Here is a 17884-nt window from a genome sequence, read left to right as displayed (position 1 = left end):
ATTCGTTTCCACCGCCGATTGAAGCGGCTTTTGCAGGAGCTCGGCCGCCTCGAAGCCGAGGGTTAATAGGCGTATTCCATGAACACCGGCTCGATCGAGCCGCCCCAGCGTGTGTGGTAGGCCGACAGCATCTCCTCGGCGCTGGTGGTGCCGCGCGCCACGACTTCGTCGAGCGTGTTGAGGAACGAGGTCTCGTCATAGCCGTCGCGGTTCTTCTTGCCGCGGTTCTTCAGCCCCATGCGCGAGATGGTGAGCACGTCGCGAGCGATGTCGCGCAACGTGGCGTTGCGGAACGGCGCCGAAATGCCTTGTTCGGGCACGGCGTTGCGCATCGCCAGCACTTCCCCGTAGGTCCAGCTCGAGGTCAGCGCCTCCGCCGCATCGAGCGCTGCCTCGTCGTAGAGCAGCCCGACCCAGAAGGCCGGAAGGGCGCAGATGCGCCGCCACGGCCCGCCATCGGCGCCGCGCATCTCGAGAAAGCGCTTCAGCCGCACGTCGGGGAAGAGCGTCGACAGATGGTTAGCCCAGTCGCCCATCGTCGGCAATCCGTCCGGGATTTCATTGCGGACGGCCCCGGCCATGAACTGACGGAAGGTGACGTGCGTCATGTCGTGGTACTGGCCGTCGCGGATGACGAAATACATCGGCACGTCGAGTGCCCATTCGACATAGTCGGCAAAACCGAAATCGGGCGAGAAGCAGAATTCGAGCAGGCCCGAGCGTTGGTTGTCGGTGTCGCGCCAGATGTCGCCGCGCCAGCTCTGCAAGCCGTTCGGCCGGCTTTCCGTGAAGGGCGAATTGGCGAACAGCGCCGTCGACAGCGGCTGCAGCTTCAGCGACACCTGCATCTTGCGCCGCATGTCCACCTCGCTCTCGAAGTCGAGATTAACCTGGATCGTGCAGGTGCGGTACATCATGTCGAGGCCCTTGGTGCCGACCTTGGGCATGTAGCGCGTCATGATCTCGTAGCGCGACTTCGGCATTTTCGGCGTCTCGGCCAGCGACCATTTCGGGCTGCCGCCAAGGCCAAGGAAGCGGATGCCCATCGGCTCGGCGATCTCGCGCACCTGCGCCAGGTGGGCATTGCCCTCGCGGCAGGTCTGGTGGATCGTCTCCAGCGGCGCGCCGGAGAGTTCGAATTGGCCGCCGGGCTCCAGCGAAATCGCGCCCTGGCCGGTCGGCTCGACCAGGCCGATGATGCGGCCGTCATCGATGATGGGGTCCCAGCCGAGCTTTGACTGCATGCCTTCGAGGATGGCGCGTATGCCGCGCTCGCCGCCATAGGGCACGGGCCCGTTGCCGTCGACGTAGAACGGGAATTTCTCGTGCTCGGTGCCGATGCGCCACTTCTCCCGCGGCTTGTTGCCCTCGGCCAGATGCGCGACGAGTTCGTCCATGCCTTCGATCGGCCGGAAATCGGTTGTGTCGCGCGCCATCATCAAGCCCCTGCGGCGCTATGATCCCGAAATCGACCTCGATTTTCGGGATATGCGCCAAAATCAAAGTACTACAGCGGCCTTTGCGCGTCGACGCGCGGCACTGCAGGGCGGCCGGAAGACCGCCGGCGCTAGATGGACGAAATGTCAGTAGCCGATCAAGCGAAAAATCCTGAGCCAGAGGTCAACAGGAATTGAACGATGCGGCTCTTCCCATCTCCACAAGAGGGGAGGAAGAAACCCTCACCAATCGCCGATTGTGGTCTGCATCACCGCCAGTGCGGCCACGGCGGCCGTATCGGCGCGCAGGATGCGCGGGCCGAGCGGAATGGCAGTGACGAAAGGCAGAGCGCGCAACAGCTTGCGCTCCTCATCGGAAAATCCGCCTTCCGGCCCGACCAGCAGGCCGAGCTTCCTTTCGCTTACCGCTTGCAGCGCGGGCAGGGGATTGTTGGTCGAAGCGTCCTCGTCGCAGAAGACCAGCCGCCGCTCCGTGTCCCAGCCGGTCAGCAGGCGTTCGAACTTTTCCGCTTCCCGCACCTGCGGCACCGCAAGTATGCCGCACTGCTCGGCCGCCTCGACGACATTGGCGCGCAACCGGTCGATGGAGGGTTTGGCCACTTGCGTGTGCTGGGTGATGACCGGCTGCAGCACGCCGGCACCCATTTCGACCGCCTTTTGCACCAGATAGTCGAGCCGGCCTTGCTTCAGCGGTGCGAAGCAGTAGACGAGATCGGGCAGCGGCGGCTGCGGCCGTTGCCGCGCTAGCACCCTCAGCTTCACCGCCTTCTTGGACTTGGCCGCGATGGCCGCCGACCATTCGCCGTCGCGGCCGTTGAACAACAGGATCTCGGCGCCCTCGCCAAGCCGCAGCACATGCAGGAGATAATGGCTCTGCTGGTGGCCGGCGTCGAACTCGATCTCCGGCCCGAGATCGTCGGGCACGAACAGGCGTTGCATCTTGTAATTGGCGCGCATGGCCGAGGAATGGGCGAGGCGGCGGCTGGCGTCAAGCCTTGGCGGAAGGATGCCAGACGGGTTCGTAGCCTCGCCTCAGCACCCCGATCGTGGTCGGCGGCGTCAGCAGCCGTAGCGGCCGATGAGCGAGGTCGTTGAAATCCTGCGCTCCGCAATATCCTGCGAACGACCAGCGCAGCGCCTTGCCGCGACGCAAGGCGTAGGCATTGCCGCCACCGTCGACCATCGTGCCGTCGGGCAGGCCTGCAAGCTCGTCGGCCGCCACCACCGGCGGCTTGCCGCCCGCGGCCAGCCGCTCCTTGTGCAGCCGCTTGTCGACCTGCGGCGCGCGCGGCTCCGTTATGCCGAAGGCTTCGCCGAAGCGACCCACAAAATCCCTGGCCCGTTCGCGCCGGCAGAAGAAGCAGGGCCGATGGCCCGCCGCCAGCGCCGTCACCTCGTCGAGGAAGAACAGTTCCGTCCAGCCCGCCTTGGGTCCCGATAGATCATCACGTCGCCGGTTGCGGCCCATCGGCTCGCGCCGCACTTCGCCGAAGTCGCAGACGCAGATGATCCAGGCGTGAAGCGCCCAGCGTTTTTTCAACAGCGTCCTGGTCTCGGGATCGTGGATGATGCCGCGATTGCCCATGAACAGGCCGCGCTCGGGCACGGCGTGGATGGCGCCGAACGGATCGACCCGGTTTTGCAGTGGCATAGTTTTCTCCGCGCGCCCGCATCTTGGCTGAAATGCCGGCGCCATGATATCGCTCGTCGCATCGTTTTCACGTCAGCAGGGTTTTGCGATGCGGGTGCTGGTGGTCCAGAACTACGACAACACCGGCCTCGGCCAGGTCGGCGCGGCACTTGCGGAAGCCGGTGCCGATCTCGACATCCGCCTTCCTTACAAGGGCGATCCGCTGCCGGATGATGCGAACGGCCACGACGCCATGGTGGTGCTCGGCGGCGGCCAGAACGCGCTGGCCGACGATGAATATCCCTATTTTCCGGCGCTGCTCGAACTTATCAGCGATTTCGCCGGCCAGGACCGCGCGGTGCTCGGCATCTGCCTCGGCAGCCAGCTGGTTGCCCGCGCCTTCGGCGGCGAGAACCGCATCGGCGGCGCCAACGAATTCGGCTGGCGCGGCGTTTCGCTGACGCCGGACGCCAAGGCCGATCCGGTGCTGGCCGAGCTTCCGGAAAAGTTCCCGATCTTCCAATGGCACGACGACACCTTCGTGCTGCCTGAAGACGCCGTGCGGCTCGCCGGCAATGATGTCGCCGAGAACCAGGCGTTCCGCGTCGGCCGCGCCGTCTACGGCTTCCAGTTCCATTTCGAGGCCGATCGGCCGCTGGTGAAGGACTGGAGCACCTCTTTCGCGCCGCTCATTGCAGCGCGCCACCCCGACTGGGCCGGCAAGCTCGAGGGCGAAATGGCCCGTAACGGACCGGATGCCGATGCTGCCGGCCTTGCCATCGCCCGCGCATGGGTGGCGACGATCTGAGCATCATCTCTGCGGACCAGGGCGTGGCATAATTGGCACGCGGCGGTGAATCCGCCTGGGGAAAACCGGTTTCGTCCTTGGCTTGTGTACGCCCGCCATCCTAGAAGGCGCGCGCTCTGCATCACCGGTGCAACCGCGACGGACCTTTGTGTGGCCCGTGCGACACACCGCCGATACAGAACGTGCCTAGAAGCGCGAAATCGTCGAAACTTTGAGACGTATTTTCGGTTTCAACGCATTGGTAACCGCCTCGTGCACAGATGCAGGAAGCTCAACAAGAGATGACGTCCGTGAAAGCAGCGCTTCTGTCCTTTGCCATGATGTCCGCCATCGTGATTTGCGGTCTCGGCATCTATGCGGCCGATGCCGCCAACAACCACAACGCCGTCGACGGCTACGGCGTCACCGCTTCGCTGCGCTGAATAGCCGGACCGTTCGCGTCGTTTCCGCGACGCGCGCCACTCAAGCTTCCCTTATTGTCATTGTCAGAATGCGTTTGTCGGCGTCCTCGACAACGAGCGCGCTCAGCATGCCTGATTGCCAGGCGAGCGTATCGACATTGACGCGGTTGGCCATGACCTCCGCCTCGGGAACGGGCGTGTGGCCGTGCACCACGATCTTCGGGAAAAGGCCGGCGTGATCGTGGAAAACGTCGCGGATCCAGATCAGATCCTGCGGATTCTGGTTCTCCAGGGCAACGCCTGGCCGGATGCCGGCATGGCAGAAGAAGAAGTCGCCGAAGCTGATTGAGAAGGGTAGCGAACGCAGGAAATCGATATGGTGTTGCGGTACTGCTTCGAGCAGAGCCTGATGCCCCCGTCTCATCGTCTCCATCCTGCCGAACCAGCCGGCGTCGGCCGCGAGGGGCACACCGTAGGATAGCGCCGTCTGGACCCCGCCATAGCGCATGAAAAGCCCGTCCGGGTCAGGGGTATCGAGAAAATCGAGAAAGCCGAGATCGTGATTGCCGGCAAGCATCAGGTTTCGCGGATCGCGTTTGCGCGCCTCGATCAGGAAATCGACGACGTCCTTGGAGTCCGGCCCACGGTCGACATAGTCGCCGAGGTGGATGACGCGCCAGTCGCGAGCCGGCTTCCATTCGAGCTCGCTCTCGATCCGCTGATGCATGGCGGCCAGCAAATCGAGCCGGCCATGGACATCGCCGATTGCGTAGAGACGCATGCCGTCCGGTCCGCGCGCGTCCAGGAAATGAATGTCGGGTTCTGCCAACGTATCGCTGTCTCCGTGATCAGGCCGTCGCCGACCTGGCTAGCGCCGGATCTGGTCCTTGCCCATGTCGGTCACCAGACGTTTTCCGCACAGGGCCAGTGTGATGTCCATCTCCTTACGGATGATTTCCAGCGCCTTGGTAACGCCTTCCTTGCCGAGCGCGCCCAGGCCGTAGAGAAACGGCCGGCCGATATAGGTGCCCCTGGCGCCGAGGCACAGTGCCTTCAGCACGTCCTGGCCGGAGCGGATGCCGCCATCCATGTGCACCTCGATCCTGTCGCCGACCGCGTCCGCGATTTCCTCCAGCGCCATGATCGACGAGGATGCGCCGTCCAACTGACGCCCGCCATGGTTGGAAACGACGATCGCGTCGGCGCCCGTTTCAGCGGCCATCAATGCGTCTTCCTTATCGAGAATGCCTTTCAGGATCAGCTTGCCGCCCCAGCGTTCCTTGATCCAGGCGACATCCTTCCACGACAGATGCGGGTCGAACTGCTCCGTCGTCCATGACGCCAGCGAAGCCACGTCGCCGACGCCCTTGGCGTGGCCGACGATGTTGCGGAACGTGCGGCGCTTCGTGCCGGCCATGCCCATCCACCAGCGCGGACGGACCGCGATGTTGGCGATGTTGGCCAGCGTCATCTTGGGCGGCGCCGAAAGTCCGTTGCGGACATCCTTGTGCCGTTGGCCGAGGATCTGCAGGTCGAGCGTCAGCACCAACGCCGAGCATTTCGCCGCTTTTGCCCGGTCGATCAGGTCGAGCACGAAGTCCTTATCGCGCAGCACGTAAAGCTGGAACCAGAACGGCTTCTTCGTCACCGACGCGACATCCTCGATCGAGCAGATGCTCATCGTCGACAGCGTGAACGGCACGCCGAATTCCTCGGCCGCCTGCGCCGCCAGCATCTCGCCGTCGGCATGCTGCATGCCGGTCAGGCCGGTTGGGGCCAGCGCCACCGGCATGGCCACCTTCTCGCCGATCATGGTCGATTCCAGTGAGCGGTTGCTCATGTCGACCAGCACGCGCTGGCGGAACTTGATCTTCTGGAAGTCCTCCTCGTTGGCCCGGTAGGTGCTCTCGGTCCATGCGCCGGAATCGGCATACTCGAAGAACATCCTGGGCACGCGCCGTCGCGCCAGGTCCTTGAGGTCGGCAATGGTGAGAATGTCGCTCATCGTGTCCCCGCTTGATCGATATCGTTCAGGAGCGTTTGCGCGCCGGTTCGGCACCGCCGGCTTCAGAGCGTTGCCTGAGCCTGAGCCGCGATACGCGCTGCCAGTCGCCGCTGCGCTCGGCTTGCGCCATCGACCGCTCGACATAGATCATGTGGTCCATCGCCGCCTGCCGCGCGCCGGCCGGGTCGCCGGCCTTGACCGCGATGTGGATCGCCCGGTGCTGGGCCAGCAGCGCATCGCGCGCGCCGGGCACGGTGAACACCAGCAACCGGTTCTGGAACACGCCTTCCGACAGCAGCCTATAGCAGGAGCGCAGCGTATGCAGGAGCAGGATGTTGTGCGCGCATTCGCAGATCGCATGATGGAATTCGACGTCGATCTCGGCTTCGTCGTCGAAATCCCCGGTGCGGTGCGTTTCGTCCATGCGTGCCATGATGCGGTCGAGCAGGGCCAGGTCCTCCGGCGTGGCACGCCGCGCCGCATATTCGGCGGCGATCCCCTCCACCTCGCGGCGATACTCCAGGTAATCGGCCACCGCCTTGCGGTGCGTCGAGATCAGGTCCGCCACCGGCTTGGTGAACAGCTGGCCGATGATGTCGGCGACATATGTGCCGCCGCCCGGCCGCGTCGTCAAAAGGCCGCGTCCCTCGAGCGCCTTCAGCGCGTCGCGCAGGATCGGCCGGGACACATCGAACTGGCGTGCCAGCTCGCGCTCGCCAGGCAGCCGGTCGCCGGTGCGCAGCACGCCTTCGAGGACGAGGCTTTCGATCTGCTGCACCACCTCGTCGGCGGTTCGCGAGTGCTCGATCCTGGAAAAAATGTCGCTCAACGGCATGCCTGGGAGTGTTGAACCGGTGTCGCGCAAGATAAAGCCAGCGTCGCCAACTGGTCAAATTATTTATCCAATTGGCCGAAGCGTGTCGGCTTCCCCGCTCGCGCCCATATCGTCTTCGGCTAAACTTTGCTGTTTGCGTCAGGAGCCTATTGGCTCTAGAGGACGCCACTGCAAGAGGGTTCAAAGAAACCCGGGGAACAAGCTGTGTCGCACGACCCGTCCAATCTCGAATTTCAGCCGCGCGCCAAGGGCAGCGTGCTCGGATTTCCGGCGCATGAGGGACGGCCCGGCGCGCTGGGCGAAGTCCATGCCCGTCCGCACCCGCTGATCGAGAAGCCGCGTGTGCTGATCCAGCTCGCCTTCATGACCGAGGGTGGCGCCGGCGTCGATCATTCGGTGCTTTCCGAGCTGTCGCGCCGGCTCGGCATAGCCGCGCCCGACCGTCAGGCCCGCCATCACGCCATGAGATGGGGCCAGGGCTCGTTGCGCTGGGAGCGGCATACCGAATTCTCCACCTATCTGTGGGAAGGGCCGCTTGCCGAAGGCGGCAAGGGCCAGGAGGATTCGCCGTTCGGCAACGGATTTTCTCCACCCGGAACCGTTATTTCAGGCATCCGGCTCGAGATCCGCAAATGGACGCAGGCGGGCGAGCGGTCGATCGCCGGCTTCGATCCGACCAGCCTCTGCTATTCGCTGGTCGAACGCGGCAATGCAGCAATCGTCACCGATTTCCGCCAGGATGGCGACGGCCTGACCCGTATGCTGATCCTTGACCGAGCCCTGACGCCGGCCAGTACCGGCGCCTTGTCGCAGCGGCTGATCGACATCGAGACCTACCGCACGCTGGCCATGCTCGGCCTGCCGTTGGCGCTGGCCTTGTCCGGCCGCGCCCGCCGTATTGAGGACAGGCTGGCCCAGATCACGCTGGAGATGAAACTCGCCGAGACCCGCGACAGCCAGAAATTGCTTGCCGACCTGACCGAACTCGCGGCTGAGTTGGAAGCCGACGCGGCGTCGAGCCTCTACCGCTTCGGCGCCAGCCGTGCCTATGACGGCATCGTCGGCGAAAGGCTGGAAGCGCTCGAGGAAGAGGCCGTACAGGGATATGACACCTGGGCGGGGTTCCTGCGGCGGCGCATGGCGCCTGCCATGCGCACCTGCCGTTCGGTCGAGGAACGGCAGGCCAACCTGTCGCGCAAGCTGACGCGCGCCACCACGCTGCTGCGCACCTGGGTCGATGTCGAGGTCGAGAAGCAGAACCGCGACCTGCTCGCCTCGATGAACAATCGCGCCCGGTTGCAACTGCGCCTGCAGCAGACCGTCGAAGGCCTGTCGGTCGCGGCCGTTTCCTACTATGTCGTCGGCCTCGTCGGCTATGTCGCCAAGGGCGCCTCGATCTTCGGCCATGCCTTCGCGCCCGAAGTGGTCACGGCGGCGTGCGTGCCGCTCGCCATCCTGCTGGTCTGGTGGGGCGTGCGGCGGGTGCGGCGCATGCATTCCGAGCCGACGAAACATCCGGGCGAGTAGGCGCGCCTTTACTTCCCACAGGGTAAAGCGCGCCAGCGGCAGATTGCCGCTACGGAAGGCGTCCGTTGCGTCCGTGTCCGCTCTCGGTCAAAGCCGGGTTTGCAACCGACGCCCTTCACTGGTAAAAGATTTTGACCAGTAACGCGAGATGAGGCTGCCGATGTCCGGCCTTGCCATGCCCAAGCCAGACGACGCCACGATGCGCCGGCGCGGCGAGATCGTCGCCGACATGCGCATTATCGTGCCGGGCGAGGGTGTGGTCGACGCGGCCAACGAAATGCGCGCCTTCGAGAGCGATGGCCTGACCGCCTACCGGCAATTGCCATTGGTCGTGGTGCTTCCCGAAACGGTGGCACAGGTTTCGCGCGTGCTGAAATACTGCAATGACCGCAACATCCGCGTCGTGCCGCGCGGCTCCGGCACCTCGCTATCGGGCGGCGCGCTGCCGCTGGAGGACGCGGTGCTCCTGGTCATGAGCCGCTTCAACCGCATTATCGAGATCGATTTCCCCAATCGCATCGTCGTCGCCCAGCCGGGCGTCACCAATCTCGGCATCACCACCGCCGTCGAGCAGGAGGGTTTTTACTACGCCCCCGACCCATCTTCCCAGATCGCCTGTTCGATCGGCGGCAATGTCGCCGAAAATTCCGGCGGCGTGCACTGCCTCAAATACGGCCTGACCGCCAACAATGTGCTCGGCATCGAGATGGTGCTGATGAGCGGCGAGGTGGTGCGGCTCGGCGGCAGGCATCTGGACGCGGAAGGCTACGACCTGCTCGGCGTCATGACCGGCTCCGAAGGCCTGCTGGGCGTCGTCACCGAAGTCATCGTGCGCATTTTGAAGAGGCCGGAGACGGCACGTGCGCTGCTGATCGGCTTCCCGACCAGCGAGCAGGGTGGCCAATGCGTCGCCGACATTATCGGCGCCGGCATCATTCCCGGTGGCATGGAGATGATGGACCGTCCGGCGATTCATGCGGCGGAGGATTTCGTCCATGCCGGATATCCCCTGGATGTCGAGGCTCTGCTGATCGTCGAGCTCGATGGGCCCAGCGTCGAGGTCGATCATCTCATCACCGCGGTCGAGGCGATCGCCATCCGCAACGGTTCGACCACCTGCCGCATTTCGCAGTCGGAGCAGGAGCGATTGAGCTTCTGGGCAGGGCGCAAGGCTGCCTTCCCCGCGGTCGGCCGTATCTCGCCCGACTATTATTGCATGGACGGCACCATCCCGCGCAAGGAACTGCCGCGCGTGCTGGCCGGCATGCGCGAGCTCTCCGAAAAATACGGGCTCGGCGTCGCCAATGTCTTCCATGCCGGCGACGGCAATTTGCATCCGCTGATCCTCTATGATGCCAACGTGCCGGGCGAACTCGACAAGGCCGAGAGTTTCGGCGCCGACATATTGCGGCTGTGCGTCAAGGTCGGCGGCGTCTTGACCGGCGAGCATGGGGTGGGCGTCGAGAAACGCGACCTGATGCCGGAAATGTTCAACCAGATCGACCTCGACCAGCAGATGCGGGTCAAATGCGCCTTCGATCCCAATCATCTGCTCAACCCGGGAAAGGTGTTCCCGCAACTGCGCCGCTGCGCGGAGCTGGGGCGCATGCATGTGCATCGCGGACAGATGGCGTTTCCGGACATTCCGAGGTTTTGAGGGTTATGTCAGCGCCTGAACGCCCCCCTCTGTCCTGCCGGACATCTCCCCCTCACGGGGGGAGATTGGCAGCTTCGTCGCTTCGCCCTTCCGCCAACGCTGGAGATTGGCGAAACCCGGCGCGGCATCCAATCTCCACCCTTGAGGGGGAGATGTCCGGCAGGACAGAGGGGGGCGCGAAGGAACGCGGCATTCCCGCATATTGCGCATCGGCGCCATGACCACCTTCACTCCCATCACCCCTTCCGAAGTCCTCTCCACCGTCGCCTGGGCGGCGGCGGAAGGCTCGCCGCTCGAAATCCTCGGTCACGGCTCCAAGCGCGGCATCGGCCGTCCGCTGCAGACGGAGCACACGCTCGACCTGTCGAGGCTCGCCGGGGTCACGCTCTATGAACCAGCCGAACTGGTGCTGTCCGCAAAGGCCGGCACGCCGCTGGCCGAAATCGAGACGCTGCTGGCGCAAAACGGCCAGCAACTCGCTTTCGAGCCGATGGACTACGGCCCGCTGCTCGGCGGCGAGCCGGGCAAGGGCACGCTTGGTGGTGCGCTTGCAGCGAACCTCTCCGGCCCGCGCCGGCTGAAAGCGGGGGCGGCGCGCGATCACATCCTGGGCATCCATGTGGTTTCCGGGCGCGGCGAGGCCTTCAAATCCGGGGGCCGCGTGGTGAAGAACGTCACCGGTTATGACTTGTCCAAGCTGATGGCCAACAGTTGGGGCACGCTGGCCGTGTTCACCGACGTCACCTTCAAGGTGCTGCCATCGGCCGAGACCGAGGTTACGCTCGCCATCCGCGGCCTGCTCGACGATGCGGCCGCCGCGGCCATGGCCCTGGCGCTCGGCTCCAGTGCTGAAGTATCGAGCGCCGCGCACCTTCCGGAGCGGATTGCCGCACGGGTTGCCGCAGGTGCGCTCGGCAATGATGCGGCCACGCTGCTTCGGGTGGAGGGTTTTGGCCCCTCCGTCGCCTATCGCATCGCCGCGCTGAAGGCGTTGCTCGGAAATGCCGGACCACTGGAGGAGATTTGCAGCGAAGCGTCAGCTGCCCTGTGGCGTGACGTGCGCGATTGCAGGCCTTTCGTGGACAACAACGACAAACCGCTCTGGCGCGTATCGATGGCGCCTGCCCAGGCGCACCAGATGGTTTTGACGCTGCGCATGCAGGCCGCCGTCAGCGCCTTCTATGACTGGCAGGGCGGACTGGTGTGGCTGCGCATGGAGGAGGGTGACCCGGAAGCGACGCTGCTGCGCGGACTTCTGAGAAAACATGGCGGCGGCCATGCGACATTGGTGCGCGCGGCTCCTTCGCACCGCGCCGCCCTGCCGGTGTTCGAGCCGCAGGCTCCCTCACTGGCAGCGCTCAGCCAGCGGCTGAAGCACGAATTCGACCCCAAGAACATCCTCAATCCCGGCCGCATGGCCTAGGACATCAAGAGATGCAGACCAATTTCTCGCCCGCACAGCTTGCCGACCCGCATGTCGCCGAGTCGGAAAAGATTCTGCGCAAATGCGTGCATTGCGGCTTCTGCACCGCCACCTGTCCAACCTATGTGACGCTGGGCAACGAGCTCGATTCACCGCGCGGGCGCATCTACCTGATCAAGGACATGCTGGAAAACGGCCGCCCGGCCGACAAAGAGATCGTCACCCATATCGATCGCTGCCTTTCCTGCCTCGCCTGCATGACCACCTGCCCGTCTGGCGTCAACTACATGCATCTGGTCGACCATGCCCGCGCCCATATCCAGCAGACCTATAGGCGGCCGCTGCTCGATCGCCTGACCCGCGCCATGCTGGCCTTCGTCCTGCCCTATCCCCCGCGTTTTCGCGCCGCGCTCAAATTGGCGAAACTGGGCAAGCCGTTCATCGGCCTGTTCGAGAAGATCCCGGCATTGAAGCCGCTTGGCGCAATGCTCAAGCTCGCGCCGGAATCGATCCCGGGAGCATCGCCGATGGCTTCGCCGGGCACCCATACCGGGCAGGGGGCGAAGAGGGGCCGCGTCGCCATCCTCACCGGTTGCGCGCAATCGGTGCTCGATCCCGCCATCAACGACACGACCATTTCACTGCTGACGCGGCTTGGCGTCGAGGTCGTGGTGCCGCCGGGCGAGGGCTGTTGCGGCGCGCTCGTCCATCACATGGGCCGCGAGCAAGCCGCCCTTGCTTCTGCAAGGCAAAATGTCGATGCCTGGACCCGCGCGATTGAACAAGGCGGGATCGATGCCATCATCATCACCGCGTCGGGCTGCGGCACGACCATCAAGGATTACGGTTTCATGCTGCGGCTTGATGCGGCCTACGCCGAAAAGGCTGCACGTGTCTCCGCGCTGGCCAAGGACATTACCGAATACCTGACCGCCATCGACCTGCCCGAACCGGTGCGCAAGCCGGGCACGGTCGTCGCCTATCATTCGGCCTGTTCGATGCAGCACGGCCAGAAGATCACCCGCCAGCCTAGGGAATTGCTGGCCAAAGCCGGTTTCATCGTTCGCGAGCCGCGCGAAGGGCATTTGTGCTGCGGTTCGGCCGGCACATACAACATTCTGCAGCCGGATATTTCGGCCAGGCTGCGCGACCGCAAGGTGAAAAACATCGAGGCTACCGGCGCTTCGGTCGTCGCCACCGGCAATATCGGCTGCATAACGCAGATCGCGTCTGCCGCGAAGCTGCCGGTGGTGCATACGATCAAGCTGCTCGACTGGGCCTATGGCGGGCCGAGGCCGGAAGGTGTCGCCGAACCCGGCCTGATCGCCGCTGAGTAGGGGCCGCCCCGGCGTTATTCGGCCGCCAGCCTGTCGATCGTGCCGTAGGTCGCCTCGTAGAGCGCGCGCTGGCGGCTGAGCGCCACCATCGTGTTGCGCAGCAGGATCGCAACGGTGATCGGGCCGACGCCGCCCGGCACCGGCGTGATCCAGGAGGCCACGTCCTTCACGCTGTCGGTGTCGACGTCGCCGACGATACGGGTGGAACCGTCCGGCAGCGTCTCGGAATTGATGCCGATATCGATGACGGCCGCACCCGGCTTTACCATGTCGGCCTTGATCAGGCGCGGCTTGCCGACGGCGACGAACAGCGCATCGGCGCGGCGCGCGTGCGCGGCGACCGAGCGCGTCATGTGGTGACAGACCGTGACCGTCGCGCCTTCGCTCATCAACAGGAAGGCGATCGGCTTGCCGACGATCTCGGAGTGGCCGACCATCACCACTTCCAGGCCCTTGAGGTCGAGGCCGGTTTCCTTGAGCAACTCGACCGAGGCGGCCGCCGTGCAGGGCGCCAGATCGAGCTGGTTGTAGACGATGTTGCCGATCGAGGCCGGATGCATGCCTTCGACGTCCTTCAGCGGATGCACCGCCGCCTGCAACGTCCTGATCGGGATATGTGCCGGCACCGGCCGCTGGATGATGATGCCGGTAACGCGCGGATCGGCGTTCAGGCCGTGGATCGCCGCTTCCAGTTCGCCCGCGGTGATGGTGGCGGGAAAGCGCCGTTCGTCGAAATCGATGTCCGCCAGCTCTGCCTTGGCGCGCTGGTTTCGTACATAGACATCCACCGCCGCCGTATCGCCGACGGTGATCGACACCAGTTTGGGCGGGAACCCTTCGGCCCTTGCGATCGCCGCATCCTCGCGCACGGCGGCGATGATGCGCCGGGCAACCGGGCCGCCCTTGAGATAGCGGCTGTCGTCGGACAGTGACATGATCGGACTCTTCTGACCTGAGCGTTGCCTTGCCATAGCAAAAGAACCGCGGCAATGGCAGCACGAATGCGAACCGTCATGCCTTTTGCGCGACGTGCGGGCGCGGCAGTGCTTCGTCCGAAACGGAAAGGGCAGCACGGTTTCCCGTGCCGCCCTTTCTGACCGGCCGCATCCCCATACGGCCCGTCCCCCGTTATTCCTTCCGATCCCGGGAAGCGCTGCGCTTCCGGATCGGGTGATTCGCAGCAACTATTATATCACCTCGACAGTGGTTCCGACATCGACCCGTTCATAAAGGTCGACGACATCCTCGTTGCGCATGCGGATGCAGCCCGACGACACGGCGCCGCCGATCGTCCAGGGCTGGTTGGTGCCATGGATGCGATATTCCGTACTACCGAGATAGAGCGCGCGCGCGCCGAGCGGGTTCTCCATGCCGCCGGCCAGGTAGGTTGGCAGGTAGCGCCCCTTGGCGGCCTCGCGCTTGATCATCGCGGCCGGCGGGCGCCAGTCCGGCCAGACCCGCTTGTTGGTGATCTTGTGCGTGCCCGACCATTCGAAGCCCGGCTTGCCGGTGCCGACGCCATAGCGCCGCGCCTTGCCGTCCTTCTCGACCAGATAGAGGAAGTTCTGGGTCGTATCGATGACGATGGTGCCCGGCTTCTGGGAGCCGTCATAGGCGACTTCCTGCGGCAGGTAGATCGGATTGATCTGCGGGCGCGCGACCATGCGCTTGGCCGGGGCCTGCACGGCCGCCGTTTGCACGCGGTCGGGCTGCGCATAACGCGGGCGCGGCTGCTGCGCGACCTGCCGGTTCTGCCGCACGATCCCCGGCGCTTGGCCAAGCTGCAGCACCCAGGGGGCGGAAAGGTCGGGGCTCACCATCACCGGCGGTCTGTCGGCATAGCGGTCTCCGGCCGTGGAAGGTGTGACGCCTGCGGCAAACGCAGCCACGGCGCCGAGCACGGAAAACAAAACTCTCTTCATCGGGAAAGCACCTTGATCGTCTGACAAACCGGGTGGAAACGACCTCCCGGTTCAGCGATCATTGGCGCGGGAACAGCAACCGAAACATGAATCGGAATGTGTAAAATGCGGAACTGTCGGTAAACCTTTTGGTGTGGTTACCGCCGCGTTCAGGAATCTGGTAAAGCCAAGGTAAAGCAGCGCAACCAGCGCGTTAACGAATGGAATTCTCGCCATGGACAAGGAACAAACCGGCCTTCTCGCCGGACCCGACGGTGTCTCGCGCTGCTTCTGGCACGGCAATCTGCCCGACTACCTGCATTACCATGACCATGAATGGGGCCGCCCGGTGGCGGACGACCGCCGGCTGTTCGAGAAGATCTGTCTCGAAGGTTTCCAGTCGGGCCTGTCCTGGCTGACCATCCTGCGCAAGCGGGAGAATTTTCGCGCCGCTTTCGCCGGCTTCGATTTCGACAAGGTCGCCGCCTTCACCGACAAGGACGTCGAGCGCCTGCTCGGCGATGCCGGCATCATCCGCCATCGCGGCAAGATCGTCTCAACCATCAACAACGCCAGGCGTGCCCGCGAGATGGCCGATGAATTCGGCTCGCTCGCTGCCTGGTTCTGGAAATTCGAACCCGGCAAGGAGGAACGGCCGCAGGTCGTCGACCTCGGCCATCTGCGCGCCAATCCCACCACGGCGGTCTCGATCCGCATTTCCAAGGACCTGAAGAAGCGCGGCTGGACCTTCGTCGGCCCGACCACGGTCTACGCCTTCATGCAGGCGATGGGCCTGGTCAACGATCATCTCGAGGGGTGTGTGTGCCGCAAAGAGGTCGAGAAAGAACGGAAGGCTTTCAAACGGCCGAAATAGCCTCAGGCGCCGTTTGCACTTCCCAGGAACAGGCCGGCGACGATCGCGACCACGGTGGCGACGGTTGGATAGATCACCAGCAGGCCGGTCACCAATGCGTCGCGCAGGGAAGGTCCGGTATCGGCGTGTACCTCGAACGGTCCGGCCGGCTGGCCGATCATGCTGGGAGCTTGGACATCTGCGGCGCGCAGGCGTGCCGGCATGTCGCCCGCATCCCTGTTGTCGTGAAATTCCACCGCGCTCATCATGTCCCGAACCCCTCCATTGCGGTGCGCTGTATCGGCCTCGATTATGTCGGCACGATGCCGCGCCGATGGCGGGATTGTTTCATTTTCGGTGCGTTTTTGTTTCGGCGAACGCCCGCGTGCCTTCTCGCATGCATGGAGACAGCGCCTGCCGCCGGCCTTGCCCGGTAGGACCTGTTCGGTTAGGACACGCCCGTTGCGAAAATCGCAACGCTGTTGAGTTTTCAGCAACACGAAACACCGGGCGAATCCATGGCCGACAAATCGGAAAAGACGAAAGCGCGGCTGCCGCGCGGTTTTGCCGACCGCAGCGCCGAAGATATCCGCGCCGTCGAGAAGATGATGGCGACCATCCGCTCGGTCTACGAACTCTACGGTTTCGAACCCGCCGACCAGCCGCTGATCGAATACACCGATGCGCTCGGAAAATTCCTGCCCGACCAGGACCGGCCGAACGAAGGCGTGTTCTCCTTCCAGGACGATGACGACCAGTGGCTGTCGCTGCGCTACGACCTGACCGCGCCGACGGCGCGTTTCGTCGCCGAGAATTTCGAGCGCCTGCCAAAACCCTATCGCAGCTACCGTTCCGGCTGGGTGTTCCGCAACGAGAAGCCCGGTCCCGGCCGCTTCCGCCAGTTCATGCAGTTCGACGCCGACACGATCGGCACGCCGGGCGTCGCCGCCGACGCCGAGATGGCGATGATGATGGCCGATGTGATGGAAGCGCTCGGCATCAAGCGCGGCGACTACGTCATCCGCGTCAACAACCGCAAGGTGCTGGACGGCGTGCTCGAGGCGATCGGCCTCGGAGGTGAAGGGAATACGAGTCGTCGGCTGACCGTGCTGCGGGCGATCGACAAGCTGGACAAGCTCGGGCCGGAAGGCGTGCGGCTTCTCTTGGGACCAGGGCGCTGGGACGGCGGCAAGGAAGGCGAGGGCGACTTCGCCAAGGGCGCCGGGCTGGATGATGCGCAAGCCGAGGCGGTTCTTCAGGCGACCGCTCGAAATGCGCAGGCCGGCCAGGATGCCAGCGTCAGTGGGAACGCCATCTACCAGGAGGGCGTTGGCGAGCTCGCGACCATCGAGGCCCTGGTCAGGGCGGCGGGATACGGCGAAGATCGCGTCGCCATGGACCGCTCCGTGGTGCGCGGCCTAGAATACTACACCGGCCCGGTCTTCGAAGCCGAGCTCCTGGCCGAGATCCCCAACGAGGATGGTCAGATCGTGCGCTTCGGTTCGGTCGGAGGCGGCGGGCGCTATGACGGGCTGGTGTCGCGCTTCCGCGGCGAGCCGGTGCCGGCGACCGGTTTCTCCATCGGCGTTTCCCGGCTGATGACGGCGCTGAAGAACCTCGGCAAGCTCGACAGCCCCGATGTGATCGCGCCGGTCGTCGTGCTGGTCATGGACAGGGACACCGAAAGCCTCGGCCGCTACCAGAAGATGGTGGGCGAGCTGCGTGCCGCCGGCATCCGTTCCGAAATGTATCTCGGCGGCGCCGGCATGAAGGCGCAGCTCAAATATGCCGACCGTCGCGGCTGCCCGGTCGCGATCATCCAGGGCGGCGACGAGCGCGCCAAGGGCGAATTGCAGATCAAGGACCTGATCGAAGGCGCGCGCCTGTCGGCCGAGATCACCGATAACGCCGAATGGCGTGCCGCCCGCCCGGCGCAGGTCACGGTGGCGGAAAGCGAGCTGGTGGCAGAGGTGAGGAAGATCCTGGCGGCGCAGGCTGAGGAGAGGGCGCGTGGCAAATAGAGGCCGCGTTCTACGGCGCCCCCCTCTGT

General features: G+C 64.7%; 17 protein-coding genes. 8 read left to right on the top strand and 9 right to left on the bottom strand.

Going from position 1 to position 17884, the window contains the following annotated elements; genetic code table 11:
- Positions 1-62: 62 nt before the first annotated feature.
- The 3 genes from FJ946_RS06365 to FJ946_RS06355 form a co-directional block, all read right to left on the bottom strand.
- Positions 63-1436 carry a glutamate--cysteine ligase gene (locus FJ946_RS06365; protein WP_140558666.1) on the bottom strand — a complete coding sequence of 458 codons (1374 nt, stop codon included), beginning with the start codon at positions 1434-1436 and terminating at the stop codon, positions 63-65.
- A 243-nt stretch (positions 1437-1679) separates the two neighbouring features.
- The gene (locus FJ946_RS06360; protein ID WP_140566443.1) at positions 1680-2414 is read right to left on the bottom strand and encodes a 16S rRNA (uracil(1498)-N(3))-methyltransferase; all 735 of its coding nucleotides are present in this window, start codon (positions 2412-2414) and stop codon (positions 1680-1682) included.
- A 31-nt stretch (positions 2415-2445) separates the two neighbouring features.
- A complete protein-coding gene (locus tag FJ946_RS06355) occupies positions 2446-3108 on the bottom strand; it encodes a hypothetical protein (protein WP_140566446.1) in 663 nt (220 codons plus the stop codon).
- A gap of 88 nt (positions 3109-3196) precedes the next feature.
- On the opposite strand from FJ946_RS06355, the gene FJ946_RS06350 reads away from it, so the two are divergent.
- Both FJ946_RS06350 and FJ946_RS06345 read left to right on the top strand, forming a co-directional pair.
- Entirely contained in the window at positions 3197-3895 is a 699-nt protein-coding gene (locus FJ946_RS06350; protein WP_140566653.1) for a type 1 glutamine amidotransferase, read from the top strand.
- 281 nt (positions 3896-4176) lie between these two features.
- A complete protein-coding gene (locus tag FJ946_RS06345) occupies positions 4177-4317 on the top strand; it encodes a hypothetical protein (protein ID WP_181165325.1) in 141 nt (46 codons plus the stop codon).
- A gap of 40 nt (positions 4318-4357) precedes the next feature.
- Here FJ946_RS06345 and FJ946_RS06340 read toward each other — a convergent pair whose 3' ends face one another.
- The 3 genes from FJ946_RS06340 to FJ946_RS06330 are packed head-to-tail and all read right to left on the bottom strand — an operon-like array spanning position 4358 to position 7130.
- Positions 4358-5125, bottom strand: a complete 768-nt coding sequence (locus FJ946_RS06340; RefSeq protein WP_140498373.1) for a metallophosphoesterase family protein — start codon at positions 5123-5125, stop codon at positions 4358-4360.
- Between the two features lie 39 nt (positions 5126-5164).
- Positions 5165-6301, bottom strand: coding sequence for an alpha-hydroxy acid oxidase (locus FJ946_RS06335; protein WP_140524799.1), 1137 nt, complete (start codon positions 6299-6301; stop codon positions 5165-5167).
- 25 nt (positions 6302-6326) lie between these two features.
- Positions 6327-7130, bottom strand: coding sequence for an FCD domain-containing protein (locus tag FJ946_RS06330; protein WP_140566450.1), 804 nt, complete (start codon positions 7128-7130; stop codon positions 6327-6329).
- 210 nt (positions 7131-7340) lie between these two features.
- Here FJ946_RS06330 and FJ946_RS06325 point away from each other — a divergent pair, with 210 nt between their 5' ends.
- From FJ946_RS06325 to glcF, 4 genes are all read left to right on the top strand, one after another.
- Positions 7341-8663 (top strand): DUF3422 family protein, encoded by a 1323-nt coding sequence (locus FJ946_RS06325; protein ID WP_140566453.1) that lies wholly within the window; start codon positions 7341-7343, stop codon positions 8661-8663.
- 160 nt (positions 8664-8823) lie between these two features.
- Positions 8824-10320: an FAD-linked oxidase C-terminal domain-containing protein gene (locus FJ946_RS06320; RefSeq protein WP_140515031.1), complete on the top strand. Its 1497-nt coding sequence runs from the start codon at positions 8824-8826 to the stop codon at positions 10318-10320.
- Positions 10321-10537: 217 nt separating this feature from the next.
- Complete coding sequence (gene glcE, locus FJ946_RS06310) at positions 10538-11743, top strand: glycolate oxidase subunit GlcE (protein ID WP_140524797.1); 1206 nt, start codon at positions 10538-10540, stop codon at positions 11741-11743.
- 11 nt (positions 11744-11754) lie between these two features.
- On the top strand, positions 11755-13080 hold the full coding sequence (glcF, locus tag FJ946_RS06305) for a glycolate oxidase subunit GlcF (RefSeq protein WP_140566456.1): 1326 nt from the start codon (positions 11755-11757) through the stop codon (positions 13078-13080).
- Positions 13081-13094: 14 nt separating this feature from the next.
- On the opposite strand, the gene FJ946_RS06300 is transcribed toward glcF, so the two are convergent.
- Complete coding sequence (locus FJ946_RS06300) at positions 13095-14015, bottom strand: bifunctional 5,10-methylenetetrahydrofolate dehydrogenase/5,10-methenyltetrahydrofolate cyclohydrolase (protein WP_140498366.1); 921 nt, start codon at positions 14013-14015, stop codon at positions 13095-13097.
- 252 nt (positions 14016-14267) lie between these two features.
- Positions 14268-15002 carry a L,D-transpeptidase gene (locus FJ946_RS06295; RefSeq protein ID WP_140515038.1) on the bottom strand — a complete coding sequence of 245 codons (735 nt, stop codon included), beginning with the start codon at positions 15000-15002 and terminating at the stop codon, positions 14268-14270.
- 214 nt (positions 15003-15216) lie between these two features.
- On the opposite strand from FJ946_RS06295, the gene FJ946_RS06290 reads away from it, so the two are divergent.
- A complete protein-coding gene (locus FJ946_RS06290) occupies positions 15217-15855 on the top strand; it encodes a DNA-3-methyladenine glycosylase I (protein WP_140566459.1) in 639 nt (212 codons plus the stop codon).
- A 2-nt stretch (positions 15856-15857) separates the two neighbouring features.
- Here FJ946_RS06290 and FJ946_RS06285 read toward each other — a convergent pair whose 3' ends face one another.
- Positions 15858-16103 (bottom strand): hypothetical protein, encoded by a 246-nt coding sequence (locus tag FJ946_RS06285; protein ID WP_140566655.1) that lies wholly within the window; start codon positions 16101-16103, stop codon positions 15858-15860.
- A 249-nt stretch (positions 16104-16352) separates the two neighbouring features.
- Between FJ946_RS06285 and hisS the strand changes: the two genes are divergently transcribed.
- Entirely contained in the window at positions 16353-17855 is a 1503-nt protein-coding gene (gene hisS / locus FJ946_RS06280; protein WP_140566462.1) for a histidine--tRNA ligase, read from the top strand.
- The last annotated feature ends 29 nt before the right edge of the window (positions 17856-17884 follow it).

It is taken from the genome of Mesorhizobium sp. B2-4-7, assembly GCF_006442685.1.
Taxonomy (GTDB): domain Bacteria; phylum Pseudomonadota; class Alphaproteobacteria; order Rhizobiales; family Rhizobiaceae; genus Mesorhizobium.
Note: the sequence above shows the minus strand (reverse complement) of the source record. Positions and strands in the feature narration are given on the sequence as shown.